Source organism: Neolewinella marina (genome assembly GCF_002631205.1).
GTDB lineage: Bacteria > Bacteroidota > Bacteroidia > Chitinophagales > Saprospiraceae > Neolewinella > Neolewinella marina.
Genome location: NZ_PDLO01000002.1, coordinates 320,523 through 347,248 on the forward strand (window position 1 = coordinate 320,523; position 26,726 = coordinate 347,248).

A 26,726-nucleotide genomic window follows, 5' to 3' on the forward strand; every position below is an offset into this window, starting at 1 on the left:
ATTTTCCCCTCGCGTTGCTCGGGGGGGATCACTCTCTTACCAAGAACCAGCAACCGAGCGATAGCGAGGACCCAACCAGCACCCGAGCGATAGCGAGGAAGTAACCAGCAACCCGAGCGATAGCGAGAAACCAACCAGCAACCAGCAACCCGAGCGATAGCGAGAAACCAACCAGCAACCAGCAACCCGAGCGATAGCGAGGATGCAACCAGTAACCAGCAACCCGAGCGATAGCGAGAAACCAACCCGAGCGACAGCGAGAACCTACCGTACCCGCGTACGCAGCATTTCCCGCTTTCCTTCCGTGGTGTACAGGTAGCCTACCAGTTCATCGCCCTGGGTGAGGGCCCCTACCCCTTCGGGGGTACCGGTGAAGATCAGGTCGCCCTTTTGCAGGCGGAAGAACTGGCTCACGTAGGTGATGAGCTCGGGGATGGGGAAGAGCATATTGCGGCTGTGGCCGTGCTGTACCTCCTGTCCGTTCTTTTCCAGGCTGAACTCTATGTCGTCGAGTTGGGCGAAGGACGCGGGTGCCAGGAAATCCGGCGAAAGCGGGGCCGAGTGGTCAAAGGCCTTGGCGATCTCCCAGGGGTGCCCTTTTTCCTTGCAGGCCTGCTGGAGGTCGCGGGCGGTGAGGTCGAGGCCCAGTCCGATGCTCTCGACGTAGTCCATGGCGAACTGGGGGTCTACGTGGCGACCGTTCTTGGCGATCTTGACTACAATTTCCACTTCGTAGTGGATGTCCTGGCTGAATTCCGGGTAATAGAAGGGCTTGTTGTTCGGCAGGATGGCCGAGCCCGGCTTCATGAAGACGATGGGTTGCTCCGGGCGGGCGTTGCCGAGCTCGGCGGCGTGGGCGGCGTAGTTGCGCCCGATACAGATTAATTTCATGGGTGTTGCGTCGTCGGGGGGGATATAGAATGGTGGTGACCGTGGCCTATTCCTGTACGCTCCAGCTGGTGGCGGCGAGGTTACGGCGGATGCGGCCTTCGATGTCGGTGGTATCGGCGGGAACGAAGGCCTTGCCGGTGATTTGCTCGTAGAGTTCCGTGTACCGTTGGGTGATGCTTTCCACGAAGGCATCCGGCATTTCCGGCATGGTTTGCCCCTCCAGGCCGCGGAAGCCGTGCTCCATCAGCCACTCGCGGACGAACTCCTTACTGAGTTGCTTCTGGTGCTCCCCCCGCGCCTGGCGGTCGGCGTAGCCCTCGGCGTAGAAGTAGCGGCTGGAGTCGGGGGTGTGGATCTCGTCGATCAGGTAGACCTGGCCGTCGCGGATACCGAATTCGTACTTGGTGTCCACTAGGATCAGCCCCCGCTCTGCGGCCATGGCGGTGCCCCGGTTGAAGAGGCGGCGGGTGTAGTCCTCCAGCTTGCGGTAGGTGAGCTCATCGACGATGCCCCGTTCCAGGATGGCTTCGCGGCTGATGTCCTCGTCGTGGCCCTCCTCGGCCTTGGTGGCGGGGGTGATGATGGGTTCGGGGAACTGGTCGGCCTCCCGCATGCCTTCCGGCAGGGGCACACCACAGAGTTCCCGCTTGCCGGCTGAATACTCCCGCCAGCCGTGGCCCACGAGATAGCCGCGGATGACCATCTCCACGGGGATGGGCTCACAGGCCTTGCCGATGGCCACGTTGGGGTCGGGGTTGCCCTCCAGCCAGTTCGGGCAGATGTCGCGGGTAGCCTCCAGGAAGTGGGCGGCGATCTGGTTCAGGATCTGTCCCTTGTGGGGGATGGCCCGGGGCAGCACGTGGTCGAAGGAGCTGATGCGGTCGCTGGCCACCATCAGCAGCTGTCCGTCGCGGCGGTAGACGTCGCGGACCTTGCCGCGGTACAGTTCGGCGGGGGGATCGAAGGTGAAGTGGGTTTCGCGGAGGGCATCGGCCATGACAGGAGGTTTGGGGGCAATATTACGGCATTTGCGGCAGCGGCTTGCGGTACCCGCGCGCCGCCGGCTACGAAAAAGGCCCGGCCGAATGTATCGGCCGGGCCATTCCCGTTAGGTGATGCTGCTGGCGCTAGGCCTGGTGGTGGGAGTGCTTGTTTTTATGCTTGCGAATCTGGCGACGCAGGGCTTCGGTTACCTCGGCGGTGGCGCGCTCGATGCTTTCGTCGGTGTGGGTGGCAAAAAGGTCGTTGCCGGGGATGGCCAGACGAATTTCAACGGTGTGCCCGTTGGCGGCGCTGCCGTCGTCTTCCTTGATGAATACTTCCGCCCGCTCGATCCGGTCGTAGTAGGTTTCGAGCTTGTTCACCTTGTCGTTGATGACCGCGATGGTGCGGTCGGAGAGCTCGGAAGACTTGTGAATGAGAACCTGCATGCTAGCTTGGTTTTGGTGATGAAATATGCGTAAGCCTGGGGAAGCCTACCTTGCGGCGGCCTGCGGCCGGCGCATTGCCCCTGTCTAACCCTCCGGCCGTCGATTTCGTTCGCCCCGAAGACCATGACTGATCCCCAGCTCTCCTACATCGAATACCGTGGCCATCGACTGGCGACCCTGTCCCATCCCAATCCCGCCGCCAGCCGATTGCCGGTGGTGTGGATCCATGGGTTGACCGCCAGCCTGCGGTTTTGGGAAGCGGCGATGTACCCCGAAATCACCCGCGAGCGATCCTGGTATTCAGTGAGCCTGCCCCTCCACCACCCCAGTGGCTTTGATGGGGAATTTACGCCCGACAGCCTCGACGAAAAAATTTTTGCCGAATTAATCCGCCGATCAATCGATAACGTCCTGCCGGAAGGGCGATTTCACCTGGTGGGTTACTCCCTGGGCGGCTTCGCCTGCCTGAATTACGCGGCCAAATTCCCCGGGCGGGTGGCCTCGGTGGTCAGCATCGGCGGCTTCATGACGGGGCGGGCCCGCGGGCTCGAGGGCGTCCTACAGTTTTTTGCCCGGGGGCGGGGGCTGCGGCGCGCCATTTTCCACCTGAGCTGGTGGGTGATGCAGCGCCACGTCTTCTTCCTCAAGGTCGCTACCCTCTTCTACGCCCGCCGCTGGCGCCACCTCCTGCGCTACCCGCCGCTCGACCCCACCCTCGCGGCCATCTTTCCCGACGTACGCCGCCACAACATCCGGGACCAGCGCGCCCTGTTCCGCTACCTGCTGGATATGGACCTCATGGACGAGATCGAGGACATCCAGACCCCCACCCTGGTGATTGCCGGGGACCGCGACCCCATTATTCCCTATGAACACCAGTGCGCCTACGCCGGGCGGTTGCCGAACTGCGAATTCCTCTCCCTGGAGGGGGTAGGCCACGTATCCTTCGCCGAGGCACCGGAGACCTTCCGCCACGCCGTGCTCAATTGGCTAGTTCAATACGACTGAAGCCGTCGCCCACCGGCTCGAGCCGGATCTGGCAGTGTACCCGTTCACGGAGTTGCTGGACGTGGCTGATGATGCCGATCGTTTTGCCCTGTGCCTGCAGCTGTTCCAGGGTGACCATCGCCTGGTCGAGGGTTTTGCCGTCGAGGGTACCGAATCCTTCATCGATGAACAGGGACTGGATCAGCCGCTTGCCTCCCGCCAGGTCGGCCAGGGCCAGGGCCAAGGCCAGGCTCACCAGGAAGCTTTCTCCCCCGCTGAGGGTCGACATCGTTCGGCGGTTGTCGTTCATGTAGGTGTCGATGATTTCCAGCTCCAGCTCCTCCTTCCCTCCGGCGGGCGGCGGACTGTACACCATGCGGTAGCGGGGGTTGATGGTCTCAAGGTGCTGGTTCCCAAGGCCCACCAACCGCTGGAGGGTAATGCTCTGGGCGAAACTGCGGAATTTCTTGCCGTCCGCTGAGCCAATCAGGTCGTTCATCCGCGCCCACCGGTCGCGTTCCCGCCCCAGTTCCTCCAGCTGCTCTCGCAATTTCTCGTGGTTGCGCAGCCGTTTGTCGTCCTCCTCCTGCTGGTGGCGCAGTTTGCCCGTCTCCTCGCGGGCGGTATTTATGGTGCGGGCGAGTGCTTCCTGGCTGGCGCTCAGCGCGTTTTCGGGCGGCAGTCCGGCCAGTTCCCCGCGGGCCGCCTCCAGTTCGTGCTTCGCCTGCCGGGCCAGCGCCGCAGCGGTCTGTCGCTCGCGGTCCACGAGGTGGAGCTGCTGGCGCAGGGCGGCGGCCTGCTCCACCGGCAGCAACTGCTGCCGGGCCTCGGCCAGGGGCCGGGGGGCGAGGGCCGCGGTGAGGGTTTCCGTCAGTTGTTGGTGTTCTTCGGCCAGCTGGTGTTGCCGGTCCTCGAGGATCGACTGGCGTTCCCTGATGGTCGATGCTTCCTGCTGGCGGGCGTGGAGGGTAGCTTCGGCGGAGTCCCGGGTTTCCCGTAGTGCCTCCTCCCGCCTGGCCAGTTTGCGGCGGCACTCCGCGGCGGTGAATTCACCGATCAGCAGGCGCTTCTCCTCCGTTGCGGCCGTGATCTCTTCGTCCAGTTCTTGTCGGGCTTTCTGAGCGGCATCGATCAGGGCCACGACCTCCGTAAGTTGTTCCTGCAGGCTGGTCAGGCTGGCCTCCCCGCCGCGGAGTTCCGGCAGCAGGGGGCGCAATTGGCGCAGGCCTTCCAGTTCCTTGCGGGCCTGAATCAGCTGCTGCCCGAGTTGTTCGCGCTCCGCCCGCAGTTGATCGGCGCTGGCCACTTCGGGGGTAGCCATGGCGGAGAGTGCCTCACTGAGTTCGGCTTCGTCGGCGGTGGCCTGCCGCAGTTGCTCCTGCAGCGTCTGTACCCGCCGCATCACTCCGGTGTACTGATTGTCGACCTCGGTCAGGGTATTCTGGGCGGTGGTCAGTTCCCGCATAAGGTGGTCCAGCTCGCCCGGTTCCGGTCGGCTGCTGCGGTAGGGGTGGTCGTGACTGCCGCAGAGCGGACAGGGCTGTCCCGCCGCCAGGTTATGGCGGTGTTCCTCCAGGCTCGCGCGGAGACGTATGTTTTCGCGTTTGGTGCGCAGATGGTCGATGTCCTTCTCCGCCGCAGCTACCTCAGTCTTCAGGCGGGCTTCGGTGGCCTCCTCCGCTGCCAGGGTTTCCGCCAACTGGGCGCGTCGCAGTCGTTTGGCGGCCAGTTCGGCTTCCCGGCTGAGGTAGGCCAAGGCGCGTTCGGCTTCCCGGTCGTGGGCTTCCCAGGCGGGGAGTTGGTTTTCCAGTTCGCGGGTACGGTCTTCCAGGGTGGAGCCGTCCACTCCATTGAGCCGCTTGCGGATGTCCTCGACCGTGGCCGAGGTTTTCTGTAGGCGTTCCTCCAGTTGCTGGCGCGTCCGCTGGTGCCGGGCCAATTCAACTTCCGCGTGCTGGCGGCTTTGGTTCAGTTTGGCCAGGCGGGTTTCCAGGGCTTCCGCCTGTGTGAGCTTCTGCTCCCGGCCCGGGGCCGCGGCGCGGAACTCCTCCTGTTTCCGGACCGCTGCTTCCACCTGCTGCTGAGCTTCCCCGAGCGATGCTTCCATCCGGGCGTAGGCCTGCCGGGTGGCGGCCAGTTTCTCGGCCAGGCCGGCGCGTTCGGCTGCCAGCTTGGGTTCCCGGTCCAGTTCCGACCGCCAGGGGTCGAGTTGTTCGCTGCGGAGCAAGGCCTCCCGCTGGGGGGCCATTTCCTCCCAACGCGCCGTGGTTTCTTCCTCCTGTCGGGCGGCGGCTTCGGCGCGGACTTCCAGCTTGGCCGCCTTTTCGTAGGCTCCGAGTTGGTGGGTGACCAGGGCGTGCTGGGCCCCGTCCCGCTCAATGGTTTCCTGCCGGTCGGTGATGGCCTGGTCCAGCGCCTGGCGTTGGTCCGCAGGCAGGGGCATCTTGACCGTCAGGCTGTTGCCGAGCCGTTCGTAGTCCTCTCGGGCCAGTTTGTGGCGCTGGAAGGCCCCCACGCTCAGCTGGCGGTAGATCTCGGTGCCGGTGATCTGCTCCAGGATGGCGGACTTATCGCCGGCATCCGACTTCAGGAAGCGGTCGAATTCTCCCTGGGTCAGCATCACCGAACGCACGAAGCGCTCGTAGTTCAGACCGACGATTTCTTCGGTCAGGGCCGCCACCTTTTTTTTCTTGGTCGCCAGGATATCGTAGCTGTCGGTGGTAGGGTTGTAGCGACTGATCTCGTGCTGGCTCGCCACCAGGTTACCGGTGGGCTTGCGGTGGGCACGGTGGCGCCGCCATACACTGCGGTAGCGGCCGGAAAGGGTTTCGTATTCCACCTCGGCCCGGCACTCGCCGGTACCGTGGGTCATCACCGAATTGACGCCGTCGGGGCGGTCGTTTTCCTTCTTGTTCCGCTCGGTCTGCCCGTAGAGGGCCAGGGTGATGGCGTCGAGGATGGTGGTCTTGCCGGCCCCGGTGGGCCCCACGATGGCGTAGAGGGGGTTGTCGGCCAGGGGGGGAACCGTAAAGTCGATTACCTGCTCCCCTTTCAGGGAGTTCAGGTTGAGTATCCCGATGCGGAGTATCCTCATGCCTCGTCCTGTTCGCTGATCCAGTTGTACAATTCCCGGAAGTCGTTCTTCAATCCGTCCCGGTGGTCCGCCGGGAAAGCCTCCCGTTCACACAGCTGCTCGAAGACGTCGACGGGCTGCAACTCGTCGAGTTGGCGGGGGGTGTCATCCGCTTGTCCACCGGGCCGGGCCGTCTGCCGCTCGGTACTGATGCGGAGGATGTCCACCGGGGCGGCATCGGGGGTGTCGCCGGCGGCTTCCCGGATGACCGCGTAGAGCTTTTCCCGCAGGTTGGGGATGGGGGTATCGGTCTTGATTCTCACTTCCACCCAGGGCTGCAGGGCGGGGGGTGGTGGCAGTTCCCGCACGGCTTCCCGCAGCCGATCCTTTACCTCCGCAAAGGTGGCGTGCAGCCGCAGCAGGGTCCGTGCGGCGGGCACGTTGATCTTGCGGGTACGGACGGCCTCTCCGGCCCGGCCCAATTCCACGAGGCAAACGCTTCGGCTGGCCTGCCCTTCCACGAAGGTGAGGGGGACCAGGCTGCCCGCATAGCGGATGCGGTCGTTGTCGCCGATACGCTGGGCGCGGTGCACGTGTCCCAGGGCCACGTAATCGAAGCAATCGGGGAAATGGGCGGCTTCGATGTTGTTTTCGTCGGCCTGGTAGATGTAGGACTTCTTCTCTTCGTCGTCCGCCGCTCCGGCCGCGAAGAGGTGGCCGGTGGCCACGATGGGTGTTCCCGGATCCTGTCGCATCTCCCTTGCCGCCTCCGCGATTTCGGTAAAGTGCCGTCGGATCCCTTCGCGCAGGGCCTGCAGCCGGTCGGTGCTGCCTTCCCCGAACTGCGCCGAGCGCAGGTCCCGCTCCCGCAGGTAGGGCACGGCGGCCACCAGCAGCTCACCGGCCGCGCAGCGAATGGGCAGCACTCGCTCGGAGGCATCGGTGTGGGCGGCCCCTACCACGTGGAGTTGCAGGGCCCTGAGCAGTCCGCGGGGGGCATCCAGCAGGGAGGCCGAGTCGTGGTTCCCCCCTACGATAACGGCCGACGCACAGCGGGTCTTTACCAGTCCGGCCAGGAATTCGTAGTACAGTTCCTTGGCCTGGTTGGAGGGATTGGTTACGTCGAATACGTCGCCGGCAATGATCACCACGTCCACCGCTTCCTCCTCCACCGTGCGGAGCAGCCACTGGAGGGCGGCGCGGTGCTCGGGGGTGCGGTCGCGGGTGTACAGCCGATGCCCCAAATGCCAGTCTGCCGTATGAAGGATACGCATCAGTCGTTGCCGGTGAATTTGCGGTGGGCGGGGTTGTTCCGGTAGAAGGGGGGGTAATCGCCGTGGGGAATTTCCGCCTTGCCACCGGTCGACTGCTGGTATTCGTAGGTCTGGGCCATGAACTTGCCCCCGGCGGCCACGCGGGCCTCCACCTCAATGCGGCGGTACTCCTCGGACGGCAATCCCGACACCCCTTCGTAGGCGTCCAGCAATTGCCAGGTCTCCTCCTCCTGATCTTCCCGGATGCGGTAGAGCTCCCCCTTGGTCATCGTACCACCGCCGGCGATGAAACCGGGGTAGCCCCCCAGGTCGATCAGCTTCCCGGCCACGGTGGCCTTCCCCACCAGGGTGGCCCGCCGCCGCAGGAATTTGCTCATGCTGGAGGGGATGTCGCTGCGGAGGGTGCCGTAGACGAAGAGGTATTCGGAGGAGCGGCTCATGGAGTGGTGGGTAGGGGGTTACGGTGGCGGTAGGCTTCCGCCAGCTCCAGGTGGTGGGAGCGGACAACGCCATCCTGTTGATGTTCGGCAATGTACGCCAGTACGCCCTTTCGGCCGGCGGTATCGGGTACGGCCCGGATGGCTTCATCGATCCAGTCCATAACCTGGCCGGGCAGCAGGTCCGTGATTTCCAGCTCCTTGCCCTCCCGGTAGGCCCGGGCCAGGTGGGTGTACACCACCGAGGTTTTCAGGCCGCGTTCCCGGGCGATCTCCCGCACTTCACTCCCCCGGAGGTAGGCATCGTAAGTGAGCAGGTGGGGGGCCGCATCGGCGGGGGGGACGGCGGCCCGGCGGGCGGCGGGGGGTTCCCCGCCGTATTGGCGGATGGCCTGCAGGAAGTGGTCGCCGAAGCGGGCCAGCTTCACCTCCCCCACCCCGGAGATGCGCGACAGGGCGCGGGGGGTGGTGGGTGCGGCGGCGGACATCTCTTCCAGGGTTTTGTCGGAAAAGATGAGGTAAGGGGGAATGGCGGCCTCGCGGGCCAGGCTGCGGCGCAGCTCGCGCAGGGCATCGAAGAGGCTGCCCCGGCTTCGGGGGGCGGCGGCGCGCTTGGCCGTCTTGCCCTCTTCCTGTTTCTTCCGCTTCTGGATGGTCTGGAACTTGACCAGCTCCACCGTTTCTCCTTCGAAAAGGACGCGGCGGGCCGCGGGTGCCAGGCGCAGCTTGTTATAGTCCTCGTGGGCCACGTAGAGGTAGCCCAGGCTGATGAGCTGGTTGAAGTACTGATTCCAATCGTAGGTGGACAGGTCGCGGCCGGCGCCGTAGGTCTTCACCTGGTCGTAGCCCTGCTTGAGTATGTCCTGTCGGTTGCTGCCGCGGAGGACGTCGATGGCCATCCCCACCCCCACCGATTGCTGCAGGCGGGCAACGGCGCTCAGGGCCTTCTGGGCCAGCACCGTTCCGTCGAATCGCTCGGGCGGGTTGGCGCAGACGTCGCAGTTGCCGCAGTCGTCGCCGTGGTCCTCGCTAAAGTAATTGAGCAGGATGCGGCGGCGGCAGGCGAGGCTTTCGGCGTACTCCTTCATCCGCTCCAGCTTGGCCAGCTGGATCTCGGCGTTGCCCCCGCCGGAGATCATGTCCTTGAGGGTGGTGTAGTCGTTGTAGGAGTAGAACAGGAGGGTGTCGGCCTTGCTGCCGTCGCGGCCAGCGCGGCCGATCTCCTGGTAGTAGTTCTCGAGGTTTTTGGGCAGGGTGTAGTGGATGACCCAGCGGACGTTGCTCTTGTCGATCCCCATGCCGAAGGCCACCGTGGCGCAGACGATGAGCGTCTTGTCGTTGATGAAGTCGGTCTGCACCTTGCCGCGGCGGTCGGCGCTCAGTCCGGCGTGGTAGGCTTCGGCGTTATAGCCGGCTTCCCGGAGCTTTTCGGCGAGTTGCTCGGTTTGCTTGCGGCTCAGGCAATATACGATCCCGGCCTGTTCGGGCCGCTCGCGGATGAAGCGGACGATCTGCTCGCGCCGCTTCTGCCCGGGGCGGACCTCCAGGCTCAGGTTGGGCCGGTTGAAGGAGGCGATGAACTGCTTGGCGTCGGGGATGCCGAGCTGTTCGGCCATGTCCCGCCGGGTCAGCCGGTCCGCGGTGGCGGTCAGGGCCAGTACGGGCACTTCCGGGAAGGCCGACTTGAGCTGCCGGAGCATGGTGTAATCCGGGCGGAAGTCGTGGCCCCAGGCGGAGATACAGTGGGCCTCGTCGATGGCGAAGAGGCACACCCGCCGCCGCTTGAGGAAGGAGAAGAAGCCCGGCGAAAGGAGCTTTTCCGGACTCACGTACAACAGGTGTAGCTCCCCGTTCTCGTAGGCCTGCTCCACGGCGTGGCTTTCGCTGCCCTGCTGGCTGGAGTTGAGGAAGGCGGCCCGGATACCGGCGGCGCGCAGTCCGTCCACCTGGTCCTTCATCAGGGAGATGAGGGGACTGACTACCACCGCCGTGCCGGTCATCGTGACGGCGGGGATCTGGAAACACATCGATTTGCCCCCCCCGGTAGGCATCAGTACGATGCCGTCGTGGCCCGCGTACACGTGCTCGATGATCGACAGCTGCAGGGGCCGGAAATCATCGTAGCCAAAGTACTTTTTGAGGGCCGTACGGGCCTGGGCGGAGGTCATTTCTTTCTCTTTGAAGTGGGATCGGCAAATATTACAAATTGTTTTACAAAAAGCAAGGGTGTTTGAAAGTTAAAAATGTACTTCATTCCTTTGAACCTGGGAGGTCAGACTATAATTTTAGCTTTTAAGATGGCTGATCGCTTCTGGAACCGGCAAATCAACCGCCTCGAACGCGCGGGGAACAATGATTTTTTACTCATCCTAACGGGAGGAGCCAGCGCCTACGCCACCCACGAGCTTCACCACCTGCTGCGCCGCCTGCGGCTGGAAAGCATGCGGCTGCGGGAGCTGCGCCGCACCATCTTTCGCCTGTCGGCCTGCGTACCCCTGATGCTCTTCGTCGCTTCCGCCGCCGGCTTATTCGGTTGGCACCCCGTCGTTTACGGTACCCTGGCCGCTCTTTTCCTCCTCAGCTTGCTATTGGTGGCGGCGGTTTCCTACGTCCGGGGCCGCTTCAAATGCCACAACCGCGGCAAGCGACTGCGCTGCATCATCCACCAGGAACTGGAGCGGCGGCGCAAGGACGTGGGGGCCGTGTAATCACGGCACCACCGGCAAACGAAGCCGGGCTTTTTTCGTTTACGGGAAAAAGCTACGCCTTATGCACACCCTGACACACCGACTGGTCTGGCCGTTTTTATTGCTTGGTTTATCGCTGGGACTGACCGCCCAGGCCCCGGCCATTGATTTCGTGGAATACGAACTCGACAACGGGCTGAAGGTGCTGCTGCACCAGGACAATACCACCCCCATCGTGGCCGTATCCATCATGTACGAGGTGGGCGGCAAGGACAGTTTCGAAGGCCGTACCGGTTTCGCCCACTTCTTCGAGCACCTTCTTTTCGAGGGGAGTGAGAACCTGGGCCGGGGCGAGATCGACGACTACGTCCAGGCCGCCGGCGGCGCCCTGAACGCCAATACCAGTCTGGACCGCACCTACTACTACGAGATCCTGCCCAGCAACCAACTCGCCCTGGGCCTATGGATCGAGAGTGAGCGGCTGCTGCACGCCCGGGTGCTGATGGAGGGCGTGGAAACCCAGCGGGAGGTCGTCAAGGAAGAACGGCGGCAGAACTACGACAACCGCCCCTACGGCACCATCTCCATGGAGTTGTACAAGCGGGCCTTCAAGGAGCACCCTTACAAGGATCCCAACATCGGCTACATGGAGGACCTGAACAACGCCGAGATGGAAGACTTCCAGCGGTTCTACAAAACCTATTACGTACCCAACAACGCCATCCTGAGCATCGCCGGTGACATCGACATCGAGGAAACCAAGGCCCTCATCGAGAAGTACTTCGCCGACATCCCCCGCGGCCCCGAGCCTCCCCGGATCGACGTGGTGGAAGCCCCGCTGGGTGGCGAGGTGAGGGATACGGTATACGACAACGTCCCCCTGCCCGCCCTCATCATGGGCTACCGCACCGTAGCGCGCAGCCACCCCGACTATTACGCCATCAGCATGATGAACCAGGTTCTCAGCCAGGGACAGAGCAGCCGGCTGAACAAGTCGCTGGTCGACGACAAGCAACTGGCCGTCCAAGTGGGCAGCTTTCCGGCCTCCAGCCAGGATCCCGGCTTGGCCATCGCCTTCGCCATCGCCCGCCCCGGCACCACAGACCTGCAAGCCGTAGAAGAGGCCTTTAACGCCGAGATCACCCGCCTGCAGAATGAGCCCATCACCGACCGTGAGCTGCAGAAGCTGCGCAACCAGGTGGAGGTCGACGCCATTGCGGGCTATGGCAGCGTAGCAGGCATCGCCGAGAGCCTGGCCGACAACGAGATGTTCCTCGGCGACGCCAACCTGATCAATACCGAAACCCAGCGCTACCTCGACGTAACCAAGGAAGACATCCGCCGCGTAGCCCGGGAATACTACACCAACGACAACCGCGTCGTGCTGTACTGGCTCCCCCAGCCCTCCAGCCGCTAGTAGTATTCCCTAACCCACTTACCCCCAAAGCGAATATCCCATGCAACGCATCTGTTTTAGCCTGGCGGCCCTGCTCTTACTGCTCATCACCGCCTGTGGCACCCCGAAGAATACAACGGCTCCGGCCCCTTCCCCGGAACCCGCGCCCGCGCCTACGGAAACCGCGGAAGCCGACTTCCGCGCCACCGCCCCCGAACCGGGACCGGCCCCCGAGATCAAGCTCGGCGACTTTGAAGACTTCACCCTCGACAACGGCCTCCAGGTCGTGCTGGTCGAGAACCACAAACTCCCCCGCGTGAGCTACCAGCTCTTCGTGGACGTCCCCCCCCACCTGGAAGGCAAGTACGCCGGCACCCAGCAATTGCTCGGCAGCATGCTGAGCCGGGCCACCAGCGAGATGAGCAAGGAGGAGATCGACGAGGCCATCGACTTCATCGGTGCCACCCTGAGTACCAGCGGCTCCGGTGCCTACGCCTCCACCATCACCAAGTACAAGGACCAGGTGATGGAACTGATGGCGGACGTCATCCTGAAGGCCGAATTTCCCCAGGAGGAATTTGCCAAGGTGAAAGAGGATACCCGGGCCGCCCTGGTCCAGCAGCTGAGCACCCCCGACGCCATCGCCAGTCGGGTACGGCAAGCCATCACCTACGGCAGCAACCACCCCTACGGGGAACTGATGACCGAAGCCACCCTCGACAGCATCACCCTGGAGGTGGTGAAGGCGGCCTACGAGACCTACTTCGTCCCCAACCGCAGCTACCTGGTGATGGTCGGCGACCTGACCCCCGAGGAGGCCCGCCGCCTGGCCACGGAGCACTTCAGCGACTGGGAAGCGAAGGAGGTAGCTGCCCCCGAATTCCCCACCCCCCAGCCCCCCGCGGGCGTGACGGTGAACTTCGTACCCCGCAACGGCTCGGTCCAATCAAACGTAGTGATCAGCCACCCCGTGGACCTGCAGCCCGGCACCAAGGAGAGTATCCGCGCCAACCTGCTGAACATCGCCCTGGGCAGCGGATTCAACGGACGGCTGTTCGCCAACCTCCGGGAGGATAAAGGATACACCTACGGCGCCTACTCCAGCATCGGCGACGACCCCCTGGTGGGCAATTTCCGGGCCTACGCCAACGTGCGCAACGAAGTCACCGACTCGTCCATCACCGAGTTCATGTACGAGCTGAACCGGATCGCCAGTGAGCCCCTGGATTCCACCGAGCTGGCCAACGCCAAGATGCAAATCGCTGGCTCCTTCGGCCGGGCCCTGGAAAGCCCCCAACGCATCGCCGGTTACGCCCTGAACACCATCCGCTACGACCTCGACCGCGACTTCTACCCCGAGTACCTGCAGGTGGTGCAAAACACCAGCCTCAACGACGTGAGCGAAGTGGCCCGGGACATCATCACCCCCCGCAACACCCACATCATCGTGGTGGGCGACCGGGCCGAAGCCGAAAAGCTTGCCCGCTTTGCCACCTCCGGGAAGGTGAATTATTACGACGTGAACGGTCAGCCGGTACAGCAGGAGGAAATGTCGGCCCCGGTCGACCTGACCCCCGAGAAGGTGATCATGGACTACTTCCAGGCCATCGGCGGCCGCGAACCGGCCCTGGCCCTGGAGAACGTCAGCATGACCATGGAAGGCAGCGTACAGGGGCAGACCATCCGGCAGACCATGGCCACCACCCGCGACGGGCGGATGAGCAGCCAGACCAACATGATGGGCATGACGGTCGCCGATCAGCGCTACGCCGACGGCAAGGCCCAGGTGAAGCAGCAGGGACAAAACATCCCCCTGCCCGAAGCCGCGGTACAGGCCATGGCCGAGCAGGCGGTGATCTTCCCCGAAAGCAATTACCTCGACCGTCTGGATAAGATCACCCTCGAAGGCGTTGAGTCCGTCGACGGGGAACGCGCCTATATCCTGGCCGTGGAAACCCCCGCCGGCACCGTGCGGGAGTACTACGACGCGGAAACCGGACTCAAGCGCCGCACCGAACGGCAGCAGGGCCCGCAGACGGTGACCCAGACCTACTCCGACTACCAGGCCACCCCGGAAGGCATCCTCTTCCCGCGGGAAATGGTACTGGAAGGCATGGCCCCCTTCCCCATCCAACTGCAGGTAACGGAACTGAAGCTCAACACGGAGCTGGACCCCGCCCTGTTCGAGATGGACTGATAAACGGAAACGAATCCGCATCACGGCAAGGTCCGGTTGTCCTTCGGGGCGGCCGGGCCTTGTTGTTTTCGGGGACTAGATCCCGTACTTCACGATACAGTAAATGGCCCGCACCCCGTCGCGCCAGCCGATCTTCTTGCCTTCGGCGTAGGTGCGGCCGTAGTAGCTGATCCCTACCTCGTAGATGCGGACGCCGGGCACGCGGCTGATCTTGGCCGTTACTTCTGGCTCAAAGCCGAAGCGTTGCTCCCTGAGGGTGAGCGACTGCAGCATCTCGGTCCGGAACAGCTTGTAGCAGGTTTCCATGTCCGTGAGGTTGAGGTTATTGAAGGCGTTGCTCAGGGTAGTGAGGAACTTGTTGCCGATGGTGTGCCAGAAAAAGAGAATCCGGTGGGGCTTGCTGCCCTGGAAGCGGCTGCCGTACACCACGTCGGCGAAGCCGTCGAGTACCGGGCGCAGGAGTTCGTTGTACTCCCGGGGGTCGTACTCGAGGTCGGCGTCCTGAATAATGAGGTATTCTCCCGTTGCCAGGGCGATGCCCGTATGCAAGGCGGCCCCCTTCCCCCGGTTCAGCGGATGCCGGTGGTAGCGGAGGTTCAGCCCGGGGTGATCGGCAATGTAGCGGTGGACGGCCTCCTCCGTATTGTCGGTGGAGCAGTCGTTCACCACGATCACCTCCTTGTCCAGTTCGCCGATCAGCACCACCTCCCGCACCCGGTCCAGGATGCGGTGAATGGTTCGGCCCTCGTTAAAGGCCGGGATAACGATGGACAACGTCGGGGGACGATTCAAATCAGGCGTACAGAAGGGCTATCAGCAGTAAAACTACGAATAGCTTTCCGCAAAGGTCGTCGAATTTCATAGGTGTGGGTGTAAACGCAGGGTGATGAGCCGATTACGGCATTATCGCAACGGGTCAGCCGCTCGGTCTTGTTTTTTGGGGTATGTGATACGGCCGGCGTACCCGGAACCGGATCAATACCTGTATAAAACAACGGCTAATTGTAGAAACGTTCAAAGATTTATCAATATTTTCTGCTATTTAATCCAAACCATATTGGTCCCAATTTTCTTTTGACCGCGCGGTGAGCCCGCCCGCGGGCCGTGAGGCTACCTTAGCGCCTATGAATCTGATCCTGTTCGCCAAAGCCCTGCACGTTGTTGGCTTCGTCAGCTGGTTTGCCGGCCTGTTCTTCCTGGGTCGCCTACTGGTGAACCACGCCGAAACGGATACCGTGGCCCGCTCCGGCCGCCCGGACGCCGCCCTCCGCGCCGCGATACTGCGCGAAGAATATGAGGGTATGGAAGACCGCGTATACCGCATCATTACCAATCCGGCCATGATGCTCACCTGGGTTGGGGGCTTACTGATGGTGGCCCTCAATCCGGCCTATTTCGTCAGTGGCACGGCGGGCTGGCTGGCGGTCAAACTCGGAGCAGTGGTCGGCCTGGTGGGGTATCAACTCTACACCAAGCGCCGCATCATGCTGCCCATGCAGGCCGGCAAACGCCCGCTGACGCCCTGGCAACTGCGGCTGTGGAATGAGGTACCCACCTTTTTTCTGGTATTTATCGTGTTTACCGTCGTGTATGGCAAGGTGGGAGAGCTTAGTTATATTTACCTTGGTATTGGCGTATTGATTTTTTGCCTGCTGGTATACCGGGGCGCCGTTGCCTACCGCAACCGCCGCGACCCCGACCCCGGGCCACCCCATCCCAAATCCTAAGCAAACTACTATGATCCACCTGGGCATTATCGAGGACGAGCCTATTATGCTCGCCAGCATTGAAGAATGCTTTGAAGCCAACCGCGACGTGCGGGTAGAACTGGCCGCCACCAGCGTGGAGCAATTCCTGAGCCGACTGCCGGCCAGCAGCCCGCTGAATACCCTGCTGCTGGACATCATGCTGCCCGGTATGGACGGCATTGCCGGCATCCCCCGGCTGCTGGAGCGGTGGCCCGAGATGGACATCATCATGCTGACGAACAGCGACGAGAGCGACAACATCTTCCGGGCCCTGCAGGCGGGTGCCGTGGGCTACATTTCCAAGCGCCGCGTCAACCCCAGCATTATCCGGGATGCGGTGCATACCGTACACCGGGGCGGCAGCTATATGAGTCCGAGTATCGCCCGCCAGGTGGTAGCCTTCCACAACCAGCAGCGCAAGAAGGCCAGCGTTTCCGCCGCCGACCAGTTGACGACGCGTCAATTGGACATCGTACAGGGGCTGGTCGACAACCTCAGCTACCGGGAGATCGGCGAGCGGCTCGACATCAGCATCGAGACCGTCCGCGATCACATCAAGAACATTTACCGCAAGTTGCAGGTGAATTCCAAGATGGAGGTGGTCCACAAGAAACTCAAGGGGGAAATTTAATTCCGAACCGCCCCGACCGGCAGTGCATGATGGTCCGAACCGCTATTGTCCGTATTATGGGGCGCCGTCCGCTTTTGCCGGCCGGCGCGTCCTTCTACCTACTTTACGCTTGCTACGAACATGACCATAGAGCTAATTGCCTACCTCGGTGAAATCATCGGTACCGCTATCCTTATCCTCCTCGGCAACGGGGTCGTAGCCAACGTGCTGCTGGCCCGCACCAAGGGGCACGACAGCGGCCTTATCGTCATCACTTTCGGTTGGGCCATTGCGGTATTCACCGCCGTCTTTATCTCGGCGCCCCTGTCCGGGGCTCACCTCAACCCCGCCGTTACCCTGGGGCTGGCCCTGGCGGGCAAGTTTGCCTGGGGGCTGGTGCCGGGCTACTTCATCGCCCAGGTGATCGGGGCCTTTATCGGGCAGTGCGTGGCCGTGCTGGCCTACCGCGACCACTACCGGGCTACCGAGGACAGCGGCCTGGTGCTGGCCACCTTCAGTACCGATCCGGCCATCCCCCGCTCCTCCTCCAACGTGCTGACGGAGGCCATCGGCACCTTCGTGCTGGTCTTTGCCGTGCTCTACATCACTGGTCCCAAGTTCGGTGACAGCCCGGGGAGCCTCGGTGCCCTCGACGCCCTGCCGGTGGCCCTGGTGGTACTGGGGATTGGCCTTTCGCTGGGTGGCCCGACGGGCTACGCCATCAATCCCGCCCGCGACCTGGGTCCCCGAATCGCCCACGCCGCCCTGCCCCTGCGGCACAAGGGCGACAGCAACTGGTCCTACGCCTGGGTACCCGTGGTGGGTCCCCTGCTCGGCGCGGCCGTGGCCGCGGGTTTGTGGCACTTCGTGCCGGTTGCCCTGTAGGGGGTTAACGTACCGCCGCCCGGATCATATCGGCAAGCTCCGGTTCTCCGCCGCGGCGACCGCAGCCGCTGGCCATCAGTAGGTGGCCGTCGTCGTGCACGATACCGGTACCGTGGCGACCCCGGACCAGCGGGGGCAACGTACGCCACTGGCCGCTGCTTACGTCCAGGGCCTCCACTTCGGCGTGGGCCAGCTCCTGGGTGTCGGATTCTCCGCCGATCACGATCAGTTGACCGGGCAGTCCGATGGCGGCCGTGCCCGCCCGGCGGGTGGGGATTTCCTCCTCCAGGGTAGTCCATTGCTGCGACGCAAGGTCGTATACATCAACCGCGCCGATGGTATTGGCGAAGGGGTTGGTGGCAGCGACGGTGGTGCGACCGGCCGCGGCGTAGAGTTTGCCGTCGACCACGGCCGCCTGGAAGTGATCGCGGGGGCGGGGAGCGTCGGGCAGCCGGGTCCATTCTCCGGTGGCGGGGTCGTAGGCGTCGAGCCAGGGCTTGTGGTCGCCCCGGTGACCGTCGCGGATGCCGGCTACCAGGTAGATGAGACCTTCGTGCAGCACGGCCCCGGCGCCGCCGCGGCGGCGATCCGCGGGAATTTCGTGTCCCTGCCGCCAGGAGTCGGTGGCCGGACTGTAGATGTACACGTGGGGCAGGGGCGTCTCGCCGGGGTAACCGCCGGTCATGGCCCCCAGCAGGTAGACCTCACCGCCGTAGACCACGGGTTGGAAGTGGTGGATCTCCACCGGGGGGCGGGCGCCTTCCGTCCATTGGCGGGTACGGGTATCGTAGATGGACACCGGCCGGATGCCACGGCCTCCCAACAGGTAGTAGCGATCACCTACGGCCACGAAGGCCGCCTCGTGGCGGGCGACGGGTTTGGTAGCGGTTTCCACCGTTTCCCACTCCCCCACCCTGGCCACTTCCGTCCGACGGGTAGCGCAGCTGAAGCAGAGCAGGAGCAGAAGGGCCAGGGCGGGCGGGAGGGAGCGGGTCAGCATTACAGGGGCTTGATTTCAATGTCGCGCCAGCGCACCTTGATGCCGCCGCCGTCGTGAATCTGGAGGGCTACGGCACCCTTACCCTGTCCGATCTTTTCGTCTTCCAGTTCCACCATCTGGACGCCATTCAGCCAGGTAGTGACCTTGGGGCCGACGGCGCGGATCTTCAGTTTGTTCCACTCACCCATTTTCAGGGCGCTGTCCTTTTCCGGGTCGGGCTTGATGATCCAGCCGCGGCCGTAGGATTCGTAGATGCCGCCGGTATCGTGGCCCGGAGGGGCTACCTCTACCTGCCATCCGCTGACCTTGGTGCCCTCGAAGGTCGAACGGATGAATACTCCGCTGTTGCCGTCGGCTTCCTGCTTGAACTCGAGGGTAAGCTCGAAATCGTCGTAGAATTTTTCGGTGGACAGGTAGCCGTATTCTGCGTCGGGGCCGCTTTCGCAGACGAGCTCTCCGTCTTCGACGTACCATTTTTCGGTGCCGTGGACTTCCCAGCCGGCTAGGCTTTCGCCGTTAAACAAATCAGTGGTCTGGCGGCTGCAGCTCATCATGAACAGCAGGCCGAGGAGGGGGATAATGTTCTTCATGCCGGGAAAATACGCTATCGGTTGTTAACCGGCACCCGCGCTCCGCCGCCTAATTGTCGAACCGCAACCGCAGGGACAGGCCGGCCTCCAACTGGGCCACCGCCTTGGTCCGCGTCTCCAGGCGGAACTCGGTGGGCGTGGGCGAATAGCTCACGTAGGGTTCAAAGCCGAGCACGAAGCGGGAATCCAGGTAGCGGTCGAAGCCGGCGAAAAGGTTCAGCGTATAGGGGTTGTAGCGAAACGGCGGATGATTGGAGCTGCCGCGGTAGAAAGCCGACTTCAACTGGGGGTCGCCCACCCAGCGGCCCGCAACGGCTCCCACGCCAATCAGGAAGCGATCGTTATTGGGCAGGTAATCAAAGCGATACAGGATGGCCAGCGGAATCTCCATGGCCGTGTAGGCTACGCGGTTCACCCCGCTCTGGTCGAGGGAGGCATCCGCCCGCTTGGCGTGGACGGTGTAGCGGTAGCGCTTGCGTACCACGTCCAGGCCGCCGCGCAGGAACAATCCGGAAGCTACCTCATATTCCAGGTAGCCACCGGCGGAAACGCCCAGGTCTATCCCGTCTTCGCCGGAAGTATACATCAGGTCACCTTCCCTTTCGACCTCTCCCCGGTTCAGCGCCTGAATCGGCAGCAACTGGGGCGTGAGGTGTACCCCCACGTCAAGCCGCTGCTGGGCGGCCAGGGAAGAAGGGAATACAGCGAAGAAAAACAGGACTGCTGCGAGGGGGAAGATCCGGAACCGGTTGATCCGCATGCGGCTGGTATTTGGGGGGCAAGTTACGTCAAAGGATCATAACATGTTCAGCCACGGTTTATTACACCCCCCGCTGAGCATCTTCCGCCTTCGGCCAGGCAAAGCAGGCTCCACCGTCCTCTTAACTCCCGCCCAGCAGTACTTTTACGCCCAAACCCTGACCCTATGCCACTGCGCCCGATACTCACCTTTTGTCTGCTGGCCGCGTTTTTGCCCCTCTTGGCCCAGACTTACCGCGTGGAGCCTCCTAACTGGTGGGCGGGCATGCAGGATACCTCCCTGCAACTGCTCATTTACGGCGCGGACGCGGGTTCCCTGGAACTCAGCGTAAGTGGCCAGGGGGTGGTACTGCTGGGCACTCACCGGGCTGACAGTCCGAACTACCTCTTCGCCGACCTGAGCATCCGCCCGGAAGCCACCGCCGGCACCGTCCAGCTGACCTTCAGCCGGGGGGGCCAAACCGTAGCGACCCAGGATTACGAGCTGCGGCCCCGCGAGCGTTCACCGGAGGCGGTCCAGGGGTTTGATGCCTCCGACGTGATCTACCTCATCACTCCGGACCGCTTCGCGAACGGCGACCCCTCCAACGACGTAGTCGACACCCTGCGGGAGACCGCTCTCGACCGCACCCAGGGGTTTGCTCGCCACGGGGGTGACCTGCAGGGCATCACCGACCACCTGGACTACATCGACTCCATGGGGTTTACCGCCATCTGGCCCAGCCCGGTGCTGGAAAATGATATGCCGGCCTGGTCGTACCACGGCTACGCCATCACCGACTACTACGCCGTGGATCCCCGCTTCGGCACCCTGGCGGACTACCGCGCCCTGGCCGACGCGGCCCGCGCCCGCGGCATCAAGCTCATCATGGACCAGGTGGTCAACCACTCCGGCTCCGGCCACTGGTGGATGGACGACCTCCCCTTTGGCAACTGGCTCAACTTCCAGGACGCCCCCCAGATCACCAACCACCGCCGCAGCATCCACCAGGACCCCTACGCCGCTCGGGTGGACGCCGAGCGGATGGTGGGCGGATGGTTCGTCTCCACCATGCCCGACCTCAACCAGCGCAACCCCTTCCTGGCCCGCTACCTGATCCAGAACAGCCTGTGGTGGATTGAAACCCTGGGGCTGGGCGGCGTGCGCCAGGATACCTACCCCTATCCCGACGCCAACTTCCTCACCGACTGGACCTGCCGCATCATGCAGGAGTATCCCAACTTCTCCATCGTGGGTGAGGAGTGGTCATATAACCCGGCTACCGTGGCCTACTGGCAGCGGGGCAAGGACAATCCCGACGGCTACATCTCCTGTCTCCCCAGCGTGATGGACTTCCCCCTCCAGGCCTCCCTGATCAGCGCCCTCAAGAATGATGAAGGCTGGGACTCCGGCCTGATCAAGCTTTATGAGGCCCTGGCCAATGATTTCCAGTACGCCGAGCCCCGCGACATCATGGTCTTCGCCGAAAACCACGACATGGACCGCCTGGCTACCCAACTCGGGGGAGACGTCGACCACGTCAAGATGGCCCTGACCTACCTGCTTACGGTGCGGGGCATTCCCCAGCTCTACTACGGCAGTGAGGTGCTGCTGGACAACGACGAAGCCCCCGGTGACCACGGCATCATCCGCAGCGACATGCCCGGCGGATGGGCCGGAGACGCGGTAAATGCCTTCACGGGGGCCGGTCTCAGCCCCGGGCAGCGGGAGGTGCAGACGCACCTGCGGCAACTGCTGCAGTGGCGGCGGGAGCACCCGGTCATCGCCACGGGACAGACCCTCCACTTCGCCCCCGAAAATGGCACTTACGTTTACGGCCGCTACAACGCTACCGAGCGGGTGGTGGTAGTTCTGAACAAGAACGCGGAGGAAGTCACCCTCGACCCCGCCCGTTACCAGGAGTTGCTTAAGGGGGTCACGACGGCCACCGGCCTGGACGGAAAGGTGGTCGACCTCAGCCGGGGACTGGCCGTACCCAGCAAATCGGCGGTTGTGTTTGTTCTCCAGTAAATTTTACTACTCGTCAACCTCCTACCCCATGACAGGACCCGCACTGCCCCCCCGCCGGGAGGGCTCCCACCACGACACGGTAAGCATGCACTGCCACGACTCGGACGCTACCGGAGCATACCGGGAGGCCCACGCCCGGCTGCTGAACATCAACGGCTGGCATTTGCTGAACCAGGCCGTCCGGACGGAATTCCAGCTTTGTGACGCAGATGGCAGCCCGGTTGACCGTCTCCCCCGGGTCGGTGACTGCATCCGCATTGACCTTCCGGGGCCAGGGAGTCCCAGCGGCGGAGGATACGACTGGGTAGCGATCACCGAAATGGATGAGGTGGACGGTGAATTTCCCTACGCCAGCATCACCGTGGCCCCCTGCCCCGCCCCCGGCACCGACGAAGAGGCCGTGGCCCACTTCTTCGCTGCGGGAGCTACGAACACCTTCGTGGTGCGCCGCGTCGGAAATTGCGTGCAGGCCGAAGTACACGGCCGCAATGAAAAGCCGAACAACACCGATCCCGCCCTGCTAGACCGGATCCGCAACGAGGCAGTGGCCCTGGCCGGAAAGGTGGGCCTGAGCAACATCCAGTGGATCGACTGGGCGCGGGGGGTGGTATCAGTTGTCGAGGCGGACCCGGACCGATAGGCCCGCTTCCAGCCAGACCTTTGATTCGGTGGTCGATTCCAGCCGGAAGCGGGTTGGGGCGTAGGTCAGGTAGGGCTCCAGGCTGGTCAGAACATAGGGAAAGATTTCGCGCTCGTAGCCGGCAAAGACCGTGACGGTCCGGGGGGCGAAGTCCACCTTGTTTTTCACCCCCCGGTTGCCGCCGAAGGTCGACCAGGCCCGGGGGTTGCTCAGCCGCCGGTTCAGGGTGGTACTTACGCCCACGAGAAAGTTATCGCCGTTGTCGAGGTAATCGAACCGGTACACCACGGCTACCGGGATTTCGATGCTGCTGAAAATGACCTGGTTGCGTCCCTTCAGGGTGGTATCGGCCTCGATGACCACCTTTTCCGTCGCGTAGTAATTCCGTTTGTACGAAAAGTCTACCCCGCCCCGCAGGTACCAGTAGGGGGTTATTTCGTATTCGAGGTAGAGACCGGCACCGGCGCCGACGGACAGCCCATCCTTGCCGCGTGTATAGGTACCGGTGGTGGGCACCTCACCCGCGGCGGAGGAACCTACGTACCGCAGTTGGGGGGAAAAGTGAAATCCCACGTCGAGGGGCGACTGCGCCTTCAGGCCACTCCCGGGCAGCCAGGGCAGCAGGCAGAGGAGCAGGGCAAGAAAGCGGTAAGGGTGGTCATACCGGTGGACCTGGGGCATGAAGTAAGGATTTAGCCTGCAAACATAACCCAGGGTAGACGTGGGAGGTGCGCCCGGGTCACAGCAGTCGGCCTGTTTGTCTTTTGCGCTCCGGGGACGAAAAAACCGACGTCGGAGCGTGAACAAATTTTTCCCCCCGCGAACCGTATATTTGCGGCCCTTCGCGAAACCGGGTCTGGGAGGCCCCGGGCGTGGAGTTTTTCCACCATCCTTCTTCAACGTGGTGGTCCGCCCGATTCCGACGGCGGCACCGCCGGAACCTAAATTTTTTACTATGCAAGGCAAGGGACTGATTAAGTTTTTCCTTGTGGTCATGATCCTCGTGACGGTTGCGCAGTACCTGTTCGTCATCCCCACCAATGCCGTGGAAGCCGATGCCGACAACTACGCGCAGAACCTCACGGGGGAAGACTCAGGTGAAGCTTACCGCATTGCTCGCGCGTCCTTTTTGGACAGCATTTCTGACCAGGAAGTCTTCCGGCTTCCGCTCATCAAATCGTACACCTACCAGGACCTGAAGGCCCAGCAGCTCGCGCTCGGTCTGGACCTCAAGGGCGGCATGTCCGTCGTACTCCAGGTTGACCTCCGGGAATTCCTCAGAACCCTGGCCCGCAATACCAAGGACCCCACCTTCGAAGAAGCCCTCAACGCAGCCTCCCAAGCTCAGCAGAACGCCGACGACGATTTCATTTCCCTCTTCGGGGACGCCTGGATCCAGCGTTCCGGCGACCAGTCGCTGGCCTCCATCTTCAGCCGCAACGACGCCCTGCGCGACCAGATCGGCGTCAACACCAGCGACGCCGAGGTGATCCGCATCCTGCGGGAGAAGGCCGACGAGACCGTACGCCTGACCTACGACATGCTCCGCCGGCGCATCGACGAGCTCGGGGTGGTACAGCCTAACGTCAGCCTCGACGCCGAACGCGACCTCATCCTCGTCGAACTGCCCGGTGTAGAGAACCCCGAGCGGGCCCGCAGCTTCCTGCAGGCCGCCGCCAACCTGGAGTTCTACGACGTGCTGAACATCGACCAGGCTACCGTCAACGCCCTCATCCAGGCCGACCAGCTGCTGGAGCGCCGCCAGGCCCTGGCCGCCGGACAGGACAGCTCCGAGCTTTCCGCTACCGAGATCGTACTCGACACCATCTACGCCACCGACGAGAACGGCAACCTGCTCACCGACAGCATCGCCTCCATCGAGGAGCGTGAAGTTCCCCGGCAGACCGCCGGCCCGCTGTTCAGCATCCTCACGCCCAACCAGGGCAACTTCGGCCCCGCCGTGGTCGGCATCGCCCAGGGCAATGACCGCCAGCAGGTAATGGAGTATCTCCGCGACCCCGAGGTGGCCCGCCTGTTCCCCCGCAACGCCATCTACCGCTGGGCCGACGCCCCGCTGGAACTGGACGCTTCGGGTACCCCCGGCAACCTCTACCAGCTGTACCAGCTGTCCGTACCCCGCGGTGGTGAGGCTCCCCTCACCGGCGAGTACGTCACCCGTGCCAGCTCCGGCCCCGACCCCAACGGTCAGGTAGCCGTAAACCTGAGCATGAACTCCGAAGGCAGCCGCATCTGGGCCCGCATGACCACGGAGGCCGCCAACGCCGGCAACCGCCAGGTGGCCATCGTGCTCGACAGCCAGGTCGTTTCCGCCCCCCGCGTAAACGGCCCCATCACCGGCGGCAGCACCAGCATCACCGGCGACTTCACCGTACAGGAGGCCACCGACCTGGCCAACATCCTGCAGGTAGGCCGCCTGCCCGCCCGCCTGGAGATCATCCAGGAAAGCATCGTGGGCCCCTCGCTGGGTGAGTCCAACATCCGCAGCTCCATGACGGCCCTGATCATCGGTTTCGGCCTGGTACTGGCCTTCATGCTCTTCTACTACGGCGGCGCCGGCGTAGTGGCCATCGTGTCGCTGCTGCTGAACCTGGTGTTCATCTTCGGTGCCCTGGCCAGCCTCGGTACCGTGCTTACCCTGCCCGGCATCGCCGGTATCCTGCTCACGATCGGTATGGCGGTCGACGCCAACGTGATCATCTACGAGCGGGTACGTGAGGAACTGCGGACTGGCAAGACGGTCGGACAGGCCGTCCGCGACGGATTCAGCAACTCCTACTCCACCATCATCGACGCCAACGTGACCACCATCATCGTGGCGGCTGTACTGGCTTGGTTCGGCCTAGGCCCCATCAAGGGATTCGCCGTGGTACTGATCGTTGGTGTACTCGCCTCGGTGTTCACCGCCGTACTGGTGGGCCGCCTCATGGTCGACTACTGGGTGGAAAAGAAGGGCGACATGTCGTTCTGGACCTCCCCCAGCAAGAACCTATTTGCCGACGTGAACGTCGACTGGCTCAAGTTCCGCAAAATGTCCTACGGCATCAGCAGCGTGCTGGTCATCGCTTCGCTGGCGGCCATCCTCGTCCGTGGCTTCGACCTCGGCGTCGACTTCAAGGGCGGATACAGCTACACGGTCGTGCTGGATCAGGACCTCACCGCCCAGGAACTGCGCAGCAGCCTTACGGGACCCCTGAACGGCACCCCGACCATCAAGTCGGTGGATAGCGACAACACCTACAACATCGTCACCAACTACCTGGTGGAGGAAACCGGCCAGATCGACGGAAAGGAGCCGCAGGACGTAGTCCTCGCCGCCCTCTACGAAGGCGTGGTCGCCGCTACTGGCAATACGTCGCTGACGCTGGAGGAATTCGGCAACATCGAGTCGGACGGTGGCACCCACATCACCAGCGTAAGCAAGGTGGGCCCGACCATTGCCGATGACATCAAGCGCTCGGCCCTCTGGGCGGGTGCCATCGCCCTGCTGGGCATCTTCCTGTACCTCCTCGTCCGCTTCAAGGGCAAGCGGTTCTCGACGGGTGCCATCGTGGCCCTCTTCCATGATACCATCATCACCATGGGCGTCTTTGCCGCCTGCTGGGGATGGATCGGCTTCAACATGGAAGTAGACCAGGCCTTCATCGCCGCCATCCTGACGGTGATCGGTTACTCGATCAACGATACGGTGGTAGTATTCGACCGCATCCGCGAGTACCTGAACAACCACGTCAGCCAAGACAAGAAGACGATGATCAACAACGCCGTCAGCAGCACCGTGAGCCGGACCGTGATGACCTCGTTCACCACCATCCTGGTGGTCTTCGTGCTCTTCCTCTTCGGAGGAGCCAGCATCAAGGGCTTCGCCTTTGCCCTGCTGGTAGGCATCGTGGTCGGTACCTACTCCTCGATCTTCATCGCGACCCCGATCGTGTATGACCTGACCGACGAGCAGGAAGCCCGCTCGGTGAAAGCCCCGGAAGACACTTCCGTCAGCGTGTAAGCAGCTGTCCTCCCACAGTTGCGCCAGGAAGCCCCGCCCGATTTGATTCGGGTGGGGCTTCTTTCATTCCAGGGCCACCCGACGGCGGCC

Annotated in this window: 22 protein-coding genes; 10 read left to right on the forward strand and 12 right to left on the reverse strand. The window is 63.3% G+C overall.

Features of this window, described 5'->3' with window-relative positions; genetic code table 11:
- Window positions 1–264: 264 nt before the first annotated feature.
- From CGL56_RS06735 to hpf, 3 genes are all read right to left on the reverse strand, one after another.
- Window positions 265–891, reverse strand: coding sequence for a fumarylacetoacetate hydrolase family protein (locus tag CGL56_RS06735; RefSeq protein WP_099105765.1), 627 nt, complete (start codon window positions 889–891; stop codon window positions 265–267).
- 46 nt (window positions 892–937) lie between these two features.
- Window positions 938–1,888 (reverse strand): phosphoribosylaminoimidazolesuccinocarboxamide synthase, encoded by a 951-nt coding sequence (locus CGL56_RS06740; RefSeq protein WP_099105766.1) that lies wholly within the window; start codon window positions 1,886–1,888, stop codon window positions 938–940.
- 130 nt (window positions 1,889–2,018) lie between these two features.
- On the reverse strand, window positions 2,019–2,321 hold the full coding sequence (gene hpf, locus CGL56_RS06745) for a ribosome hibernation-promoting factor, HPF/YfiA family (protein ID WP_099105767.1): 303 nt from the start codon (window positions 2,319–2,321) through the stop codon (window positions 2,019–2,021).
- Between the two features lie 123 nt (window positions 2,322–2,444).
- Here hpf and CGL56_RS06750 point away from each other — a divergent pair, with 123 nt between their 5' ends.
- On the forward strand, window positions 2,445–3,329 hold the full coding sequence (locus tag CGL56_RS06750; RefSeq protein WP_099105768.1) for an alpha/beta fold hydrolase: 885 nt from the start codon (window positions 2,445–2,447) through the stop codon (window positions 3,327–3,329).
- Here the strand turns inward: CGL56_RS06750 and CGL56_RS06755 are convergent.
- The 4 genes from CGL56_RS06755 to recQ are packed head-to-tail and all read right to left on the reverse strand — an operon-like array spanning window position 3,304 to window position 10,260.
- Entirely contained in the window at window positions 3,304–6,402 is a 3,099-nt protein-coding gene (locus CGL56_RS06755; RefSeq protein WP_099105769.1) for an AAA family ATPase, read from the reverse strand. The genes CGL56_RS06750 and CGL56_RS06755 overlap by 26 nt on opposite strands.
- Window positions 6,399–7,655 carry an exonuclease SbcCD subunit D C-terminal domain-containing protein gene (locus CGL56_RS06760; RefSeq protein ID WP_099105770.1) on the reverse strand — a complete coding sequence of 419 codons (1,257 nt, stop codon included), beginning with the start codon at window positions 7,653–7,655 and terminating at the stop codon, window positions 6,399–6,401. The genes CGL56_RS06755 and CGL56_RS06760 overlap by 4 nt, the downstream gene beginning before the upstream one ends.
- Window positions 7,655–8,095: a gamma-glutamylcyclotransferase family protein gene (locus CGL56_RS06765; RefSeq protein WP_099105771.1), complete on the reverse strand. Its 441-nt coding sequence runs from the start codon at window positions 8,093–8,095 to the stop codon at window positions 7,655–7,657. Before CGL56_RS06765 ends, CGL56_RS06760 begins: the two co-directional genes overlap by 1 nt.
- Window positions 8,092–10,260: a DNA helicase RecQ gene (gene recQ / locus CGL56_RS06770; RefSeq protein ID WP_099105772.1), complete on the reverse strand. Its 2,169-nt coding sequence runs from the start codon at window positions 10,258–10,260 to the stop codon at window positions 8,092–8,094. Before recQ ends, CGL56_RS06765 begins: the two co-directional genes overlap by 4 nt.
- Before the next feature lie 129 nt (window positions 10,261–10,389).
- Between recQ and CGL56_RS06775 the strand changes: the two genes are divergently transcribed.
- The 3 genes from CGL56_RS06775 (at window position 10,390) to CGL56_RS06785 (ending at window position 14,372) form a co-directional block, all read left to right on the forward strand.
- Entirely contained in the window at window positions 10,390–10,800 is a 411-nt protein-coding gene (locus CGL56_RS06775; protein WP_099105773.1) for a hypothetical protein, read from the forward strand.
- Window positions 10,801–10,861: 61 nt separating this feature from the next.
- Window positions 10,862–12,196: a M16 family metallopeptidase gene (locus CGL56_RS06780; protein ID WP_099105774.1), complete on the forward strand. Its 1,335-nt coding sequence runs from the start codon at window positions 10,862–10,864 to the stop codon at window positions 12,194–12,196.
- 40 nt (window positions 12,197–12,236) lie between these two features.
- On the forward strand, window positions 12,237–14,372 hold the full coding sequence (locus tag CGL56_RS06785; RefSeq protein ID WP_099105775.1) for a M16 family metallopeptidase: 2,136 nt from the start codon (window positions 12,237–12,239) through the stop codon (window positions 14,370–14,372).
- Window positions 14,373–14,447: 75 nt separating this feature from the next.
- Here the strand turns inward: CGL56_RS06785 and CGL56_RS06790 are convergent, their stop codons facing one another.
- Entirely contained in the window at window positions 14,448–15,146 is a 699-nt protein-coding gene (locus CGL56_RS06790) for a glycosyltransferase family 2 protein (RefSeq protein ID WP_245184078.1), read from the reverse strand.
- Window positions 15,147–15,496: 350 nt separating this feature from the next.
- Here CGL56_RS06790 and CGL56_RS06795 point away from each other — a divergent pair, with 350 nt between their 5' ends.
- The 3 genes from CGL56_RS06795 to CGL56_RS06805 all read left to right on the forward strand — a co-directional run bounded on the left by CGL56_RS06795 (window position 15,497) and on the right by CGL56_RS06805 (window position 17,615).
- Entirely contained in the window at window positions 15,497–16,099 is a 603-nt protein-coding gene (locus tag CGL56_RS06795; protein ID WP_099105777.1) for a CopD family protein, read from the forward strand.
- A gap of 10 nt (window positions 16,100–16,109) precedes the next feature.
- Window positions 16,110–16,751 (forward strand): response regulator transcription factor, encoded by a 642-nt coding sequence (locus CGL56_RS06800; protein WP_099105778.1) that lies wholly within the window; start codon window positions 16,110–16,112, stop codon window positions 16,749–16,751.
- Window positions 16,752–16,871: 120 nt separating this feature from the next.
- Window positions 16,872–17,615, forward strand: a complete 744-nt coding sequence (locus CGL56_RS06805) for an MIP/aquaporin family protein (protein WP_099105779.1) — start codon at window positions 16,872–16,874, stop codon at window positions 17,613–17,615.
- A gap of 4 nt (window positions 17,616–17,619) precedes the next feature.
- Here CGL56_RS06805 and CGL56_RS06810 read toward each other — a convergent pair whose 3' ends face one another.
- From CGL56_RS06810 to CGL56_RS06820, 3 genes are read right to left on the reverse strand one after another with little or no spacing between them, the layout of a single operon-like run.
- A complete protein-coding gene (locus tag CGL56_RS06810; protein WP_099105780.1) occupies window positions 17,620–18,615 on the reverse strand; it encodes a Kelch repeat-containing protein in 996 nt (331 codons plus the stop codon).
- The gene (locus CGL56_RS06815; protein WP_099105781.1) at window positions 18,615–19,205 is read right to left on the reverse strand and encodes a 3-keto-disaccharide hydrolase; all 591 of its coding nucleotides are present in this window, start codon (window positions 19,203–19,205) and stop codon (window positions 18,615–18,617) included. The genes CGL56_RS06810 and CGL56_RS06815 overlap by 1 nt, the downstream gene beginning before the upstream one ends.
- Window positions 19,206–19,254: 49 nt before the next feature.
- On the reverse strand, window positions 19,255–19,965 hold the full coding sequence (locus CGL56_RS06820; RefSeq protein WP_099105782.1) for a hypothetical protein: 711 nt from the start codon (window positions 19,963–19,965) through the stop codon (window positions 19,255–19,257).
- Between the two features lie 165 nt (window positions 19,966–20,130).
- Here CGL56_RS06820 and CGL56_RS06825 point away from each other — a divergent pair, with 165 nt between their 5' ends.
- Both CGL56_RS06825 and CGL56_RS06830 read left to right on the forward strand, forming a co-directional pair.
- A complete protein-coding gene (locus CGL56_RS06825; protein WP_099105783.1) occupies window positions 20,131–21,975 on the forward strand; it encodes a glycoside hydrolase family 13 protein in 1,845 nt (614 codons plus the stop codon).
- A 28-nt stretch (window positions 21,976–22,003) separates the two neighbouring features.
- Complete coding sequence (locus tag CGL56_RS06830; RefSeq protein ID WP_099105784.1) at window positions 22,004–22,615, forward strand: hypothetical protein; 612 nt, start codon at window positions 22,004–22,006, stop codon at window positions 22,613–22,615.
- Here the strand turns inward: CGL56_RS06830 and CGL56_RS06835 are convergent.
- Window positions 22,586–23,296, reverse strand: a complete 711-nt coding sequence (locus CGL56_RS06835) for a hypothetical protein (protein WP_099105785.1) — start codon at window positions 23,294–23,296, stop codon at window positions 22,586–22,588. The genes CGL56_RS06830 and CGL56_RS06835 overlap by 30 nt on opposite strands.
- Before the next feature lie 274 nt (window positions 23,297–23,570).
- Here CGL56_RS06835 and secDF point away from each other — a divergent pair, with 274 nt between their 5' ends.
- A complete protein-coding gene (gene secDF, locus CGL56_RS06840; RefSeq protein ID WP_099105786.1) occupies window positions 23,571–26,636 on the forward strand; it encodes a protein translocase subunit SecDF in 3,066 nt (1,021 codons plus the stop codon).
- The last annotated feature ends 90 nt before the right edge of the window (window positions 26,637–26,726 follow it).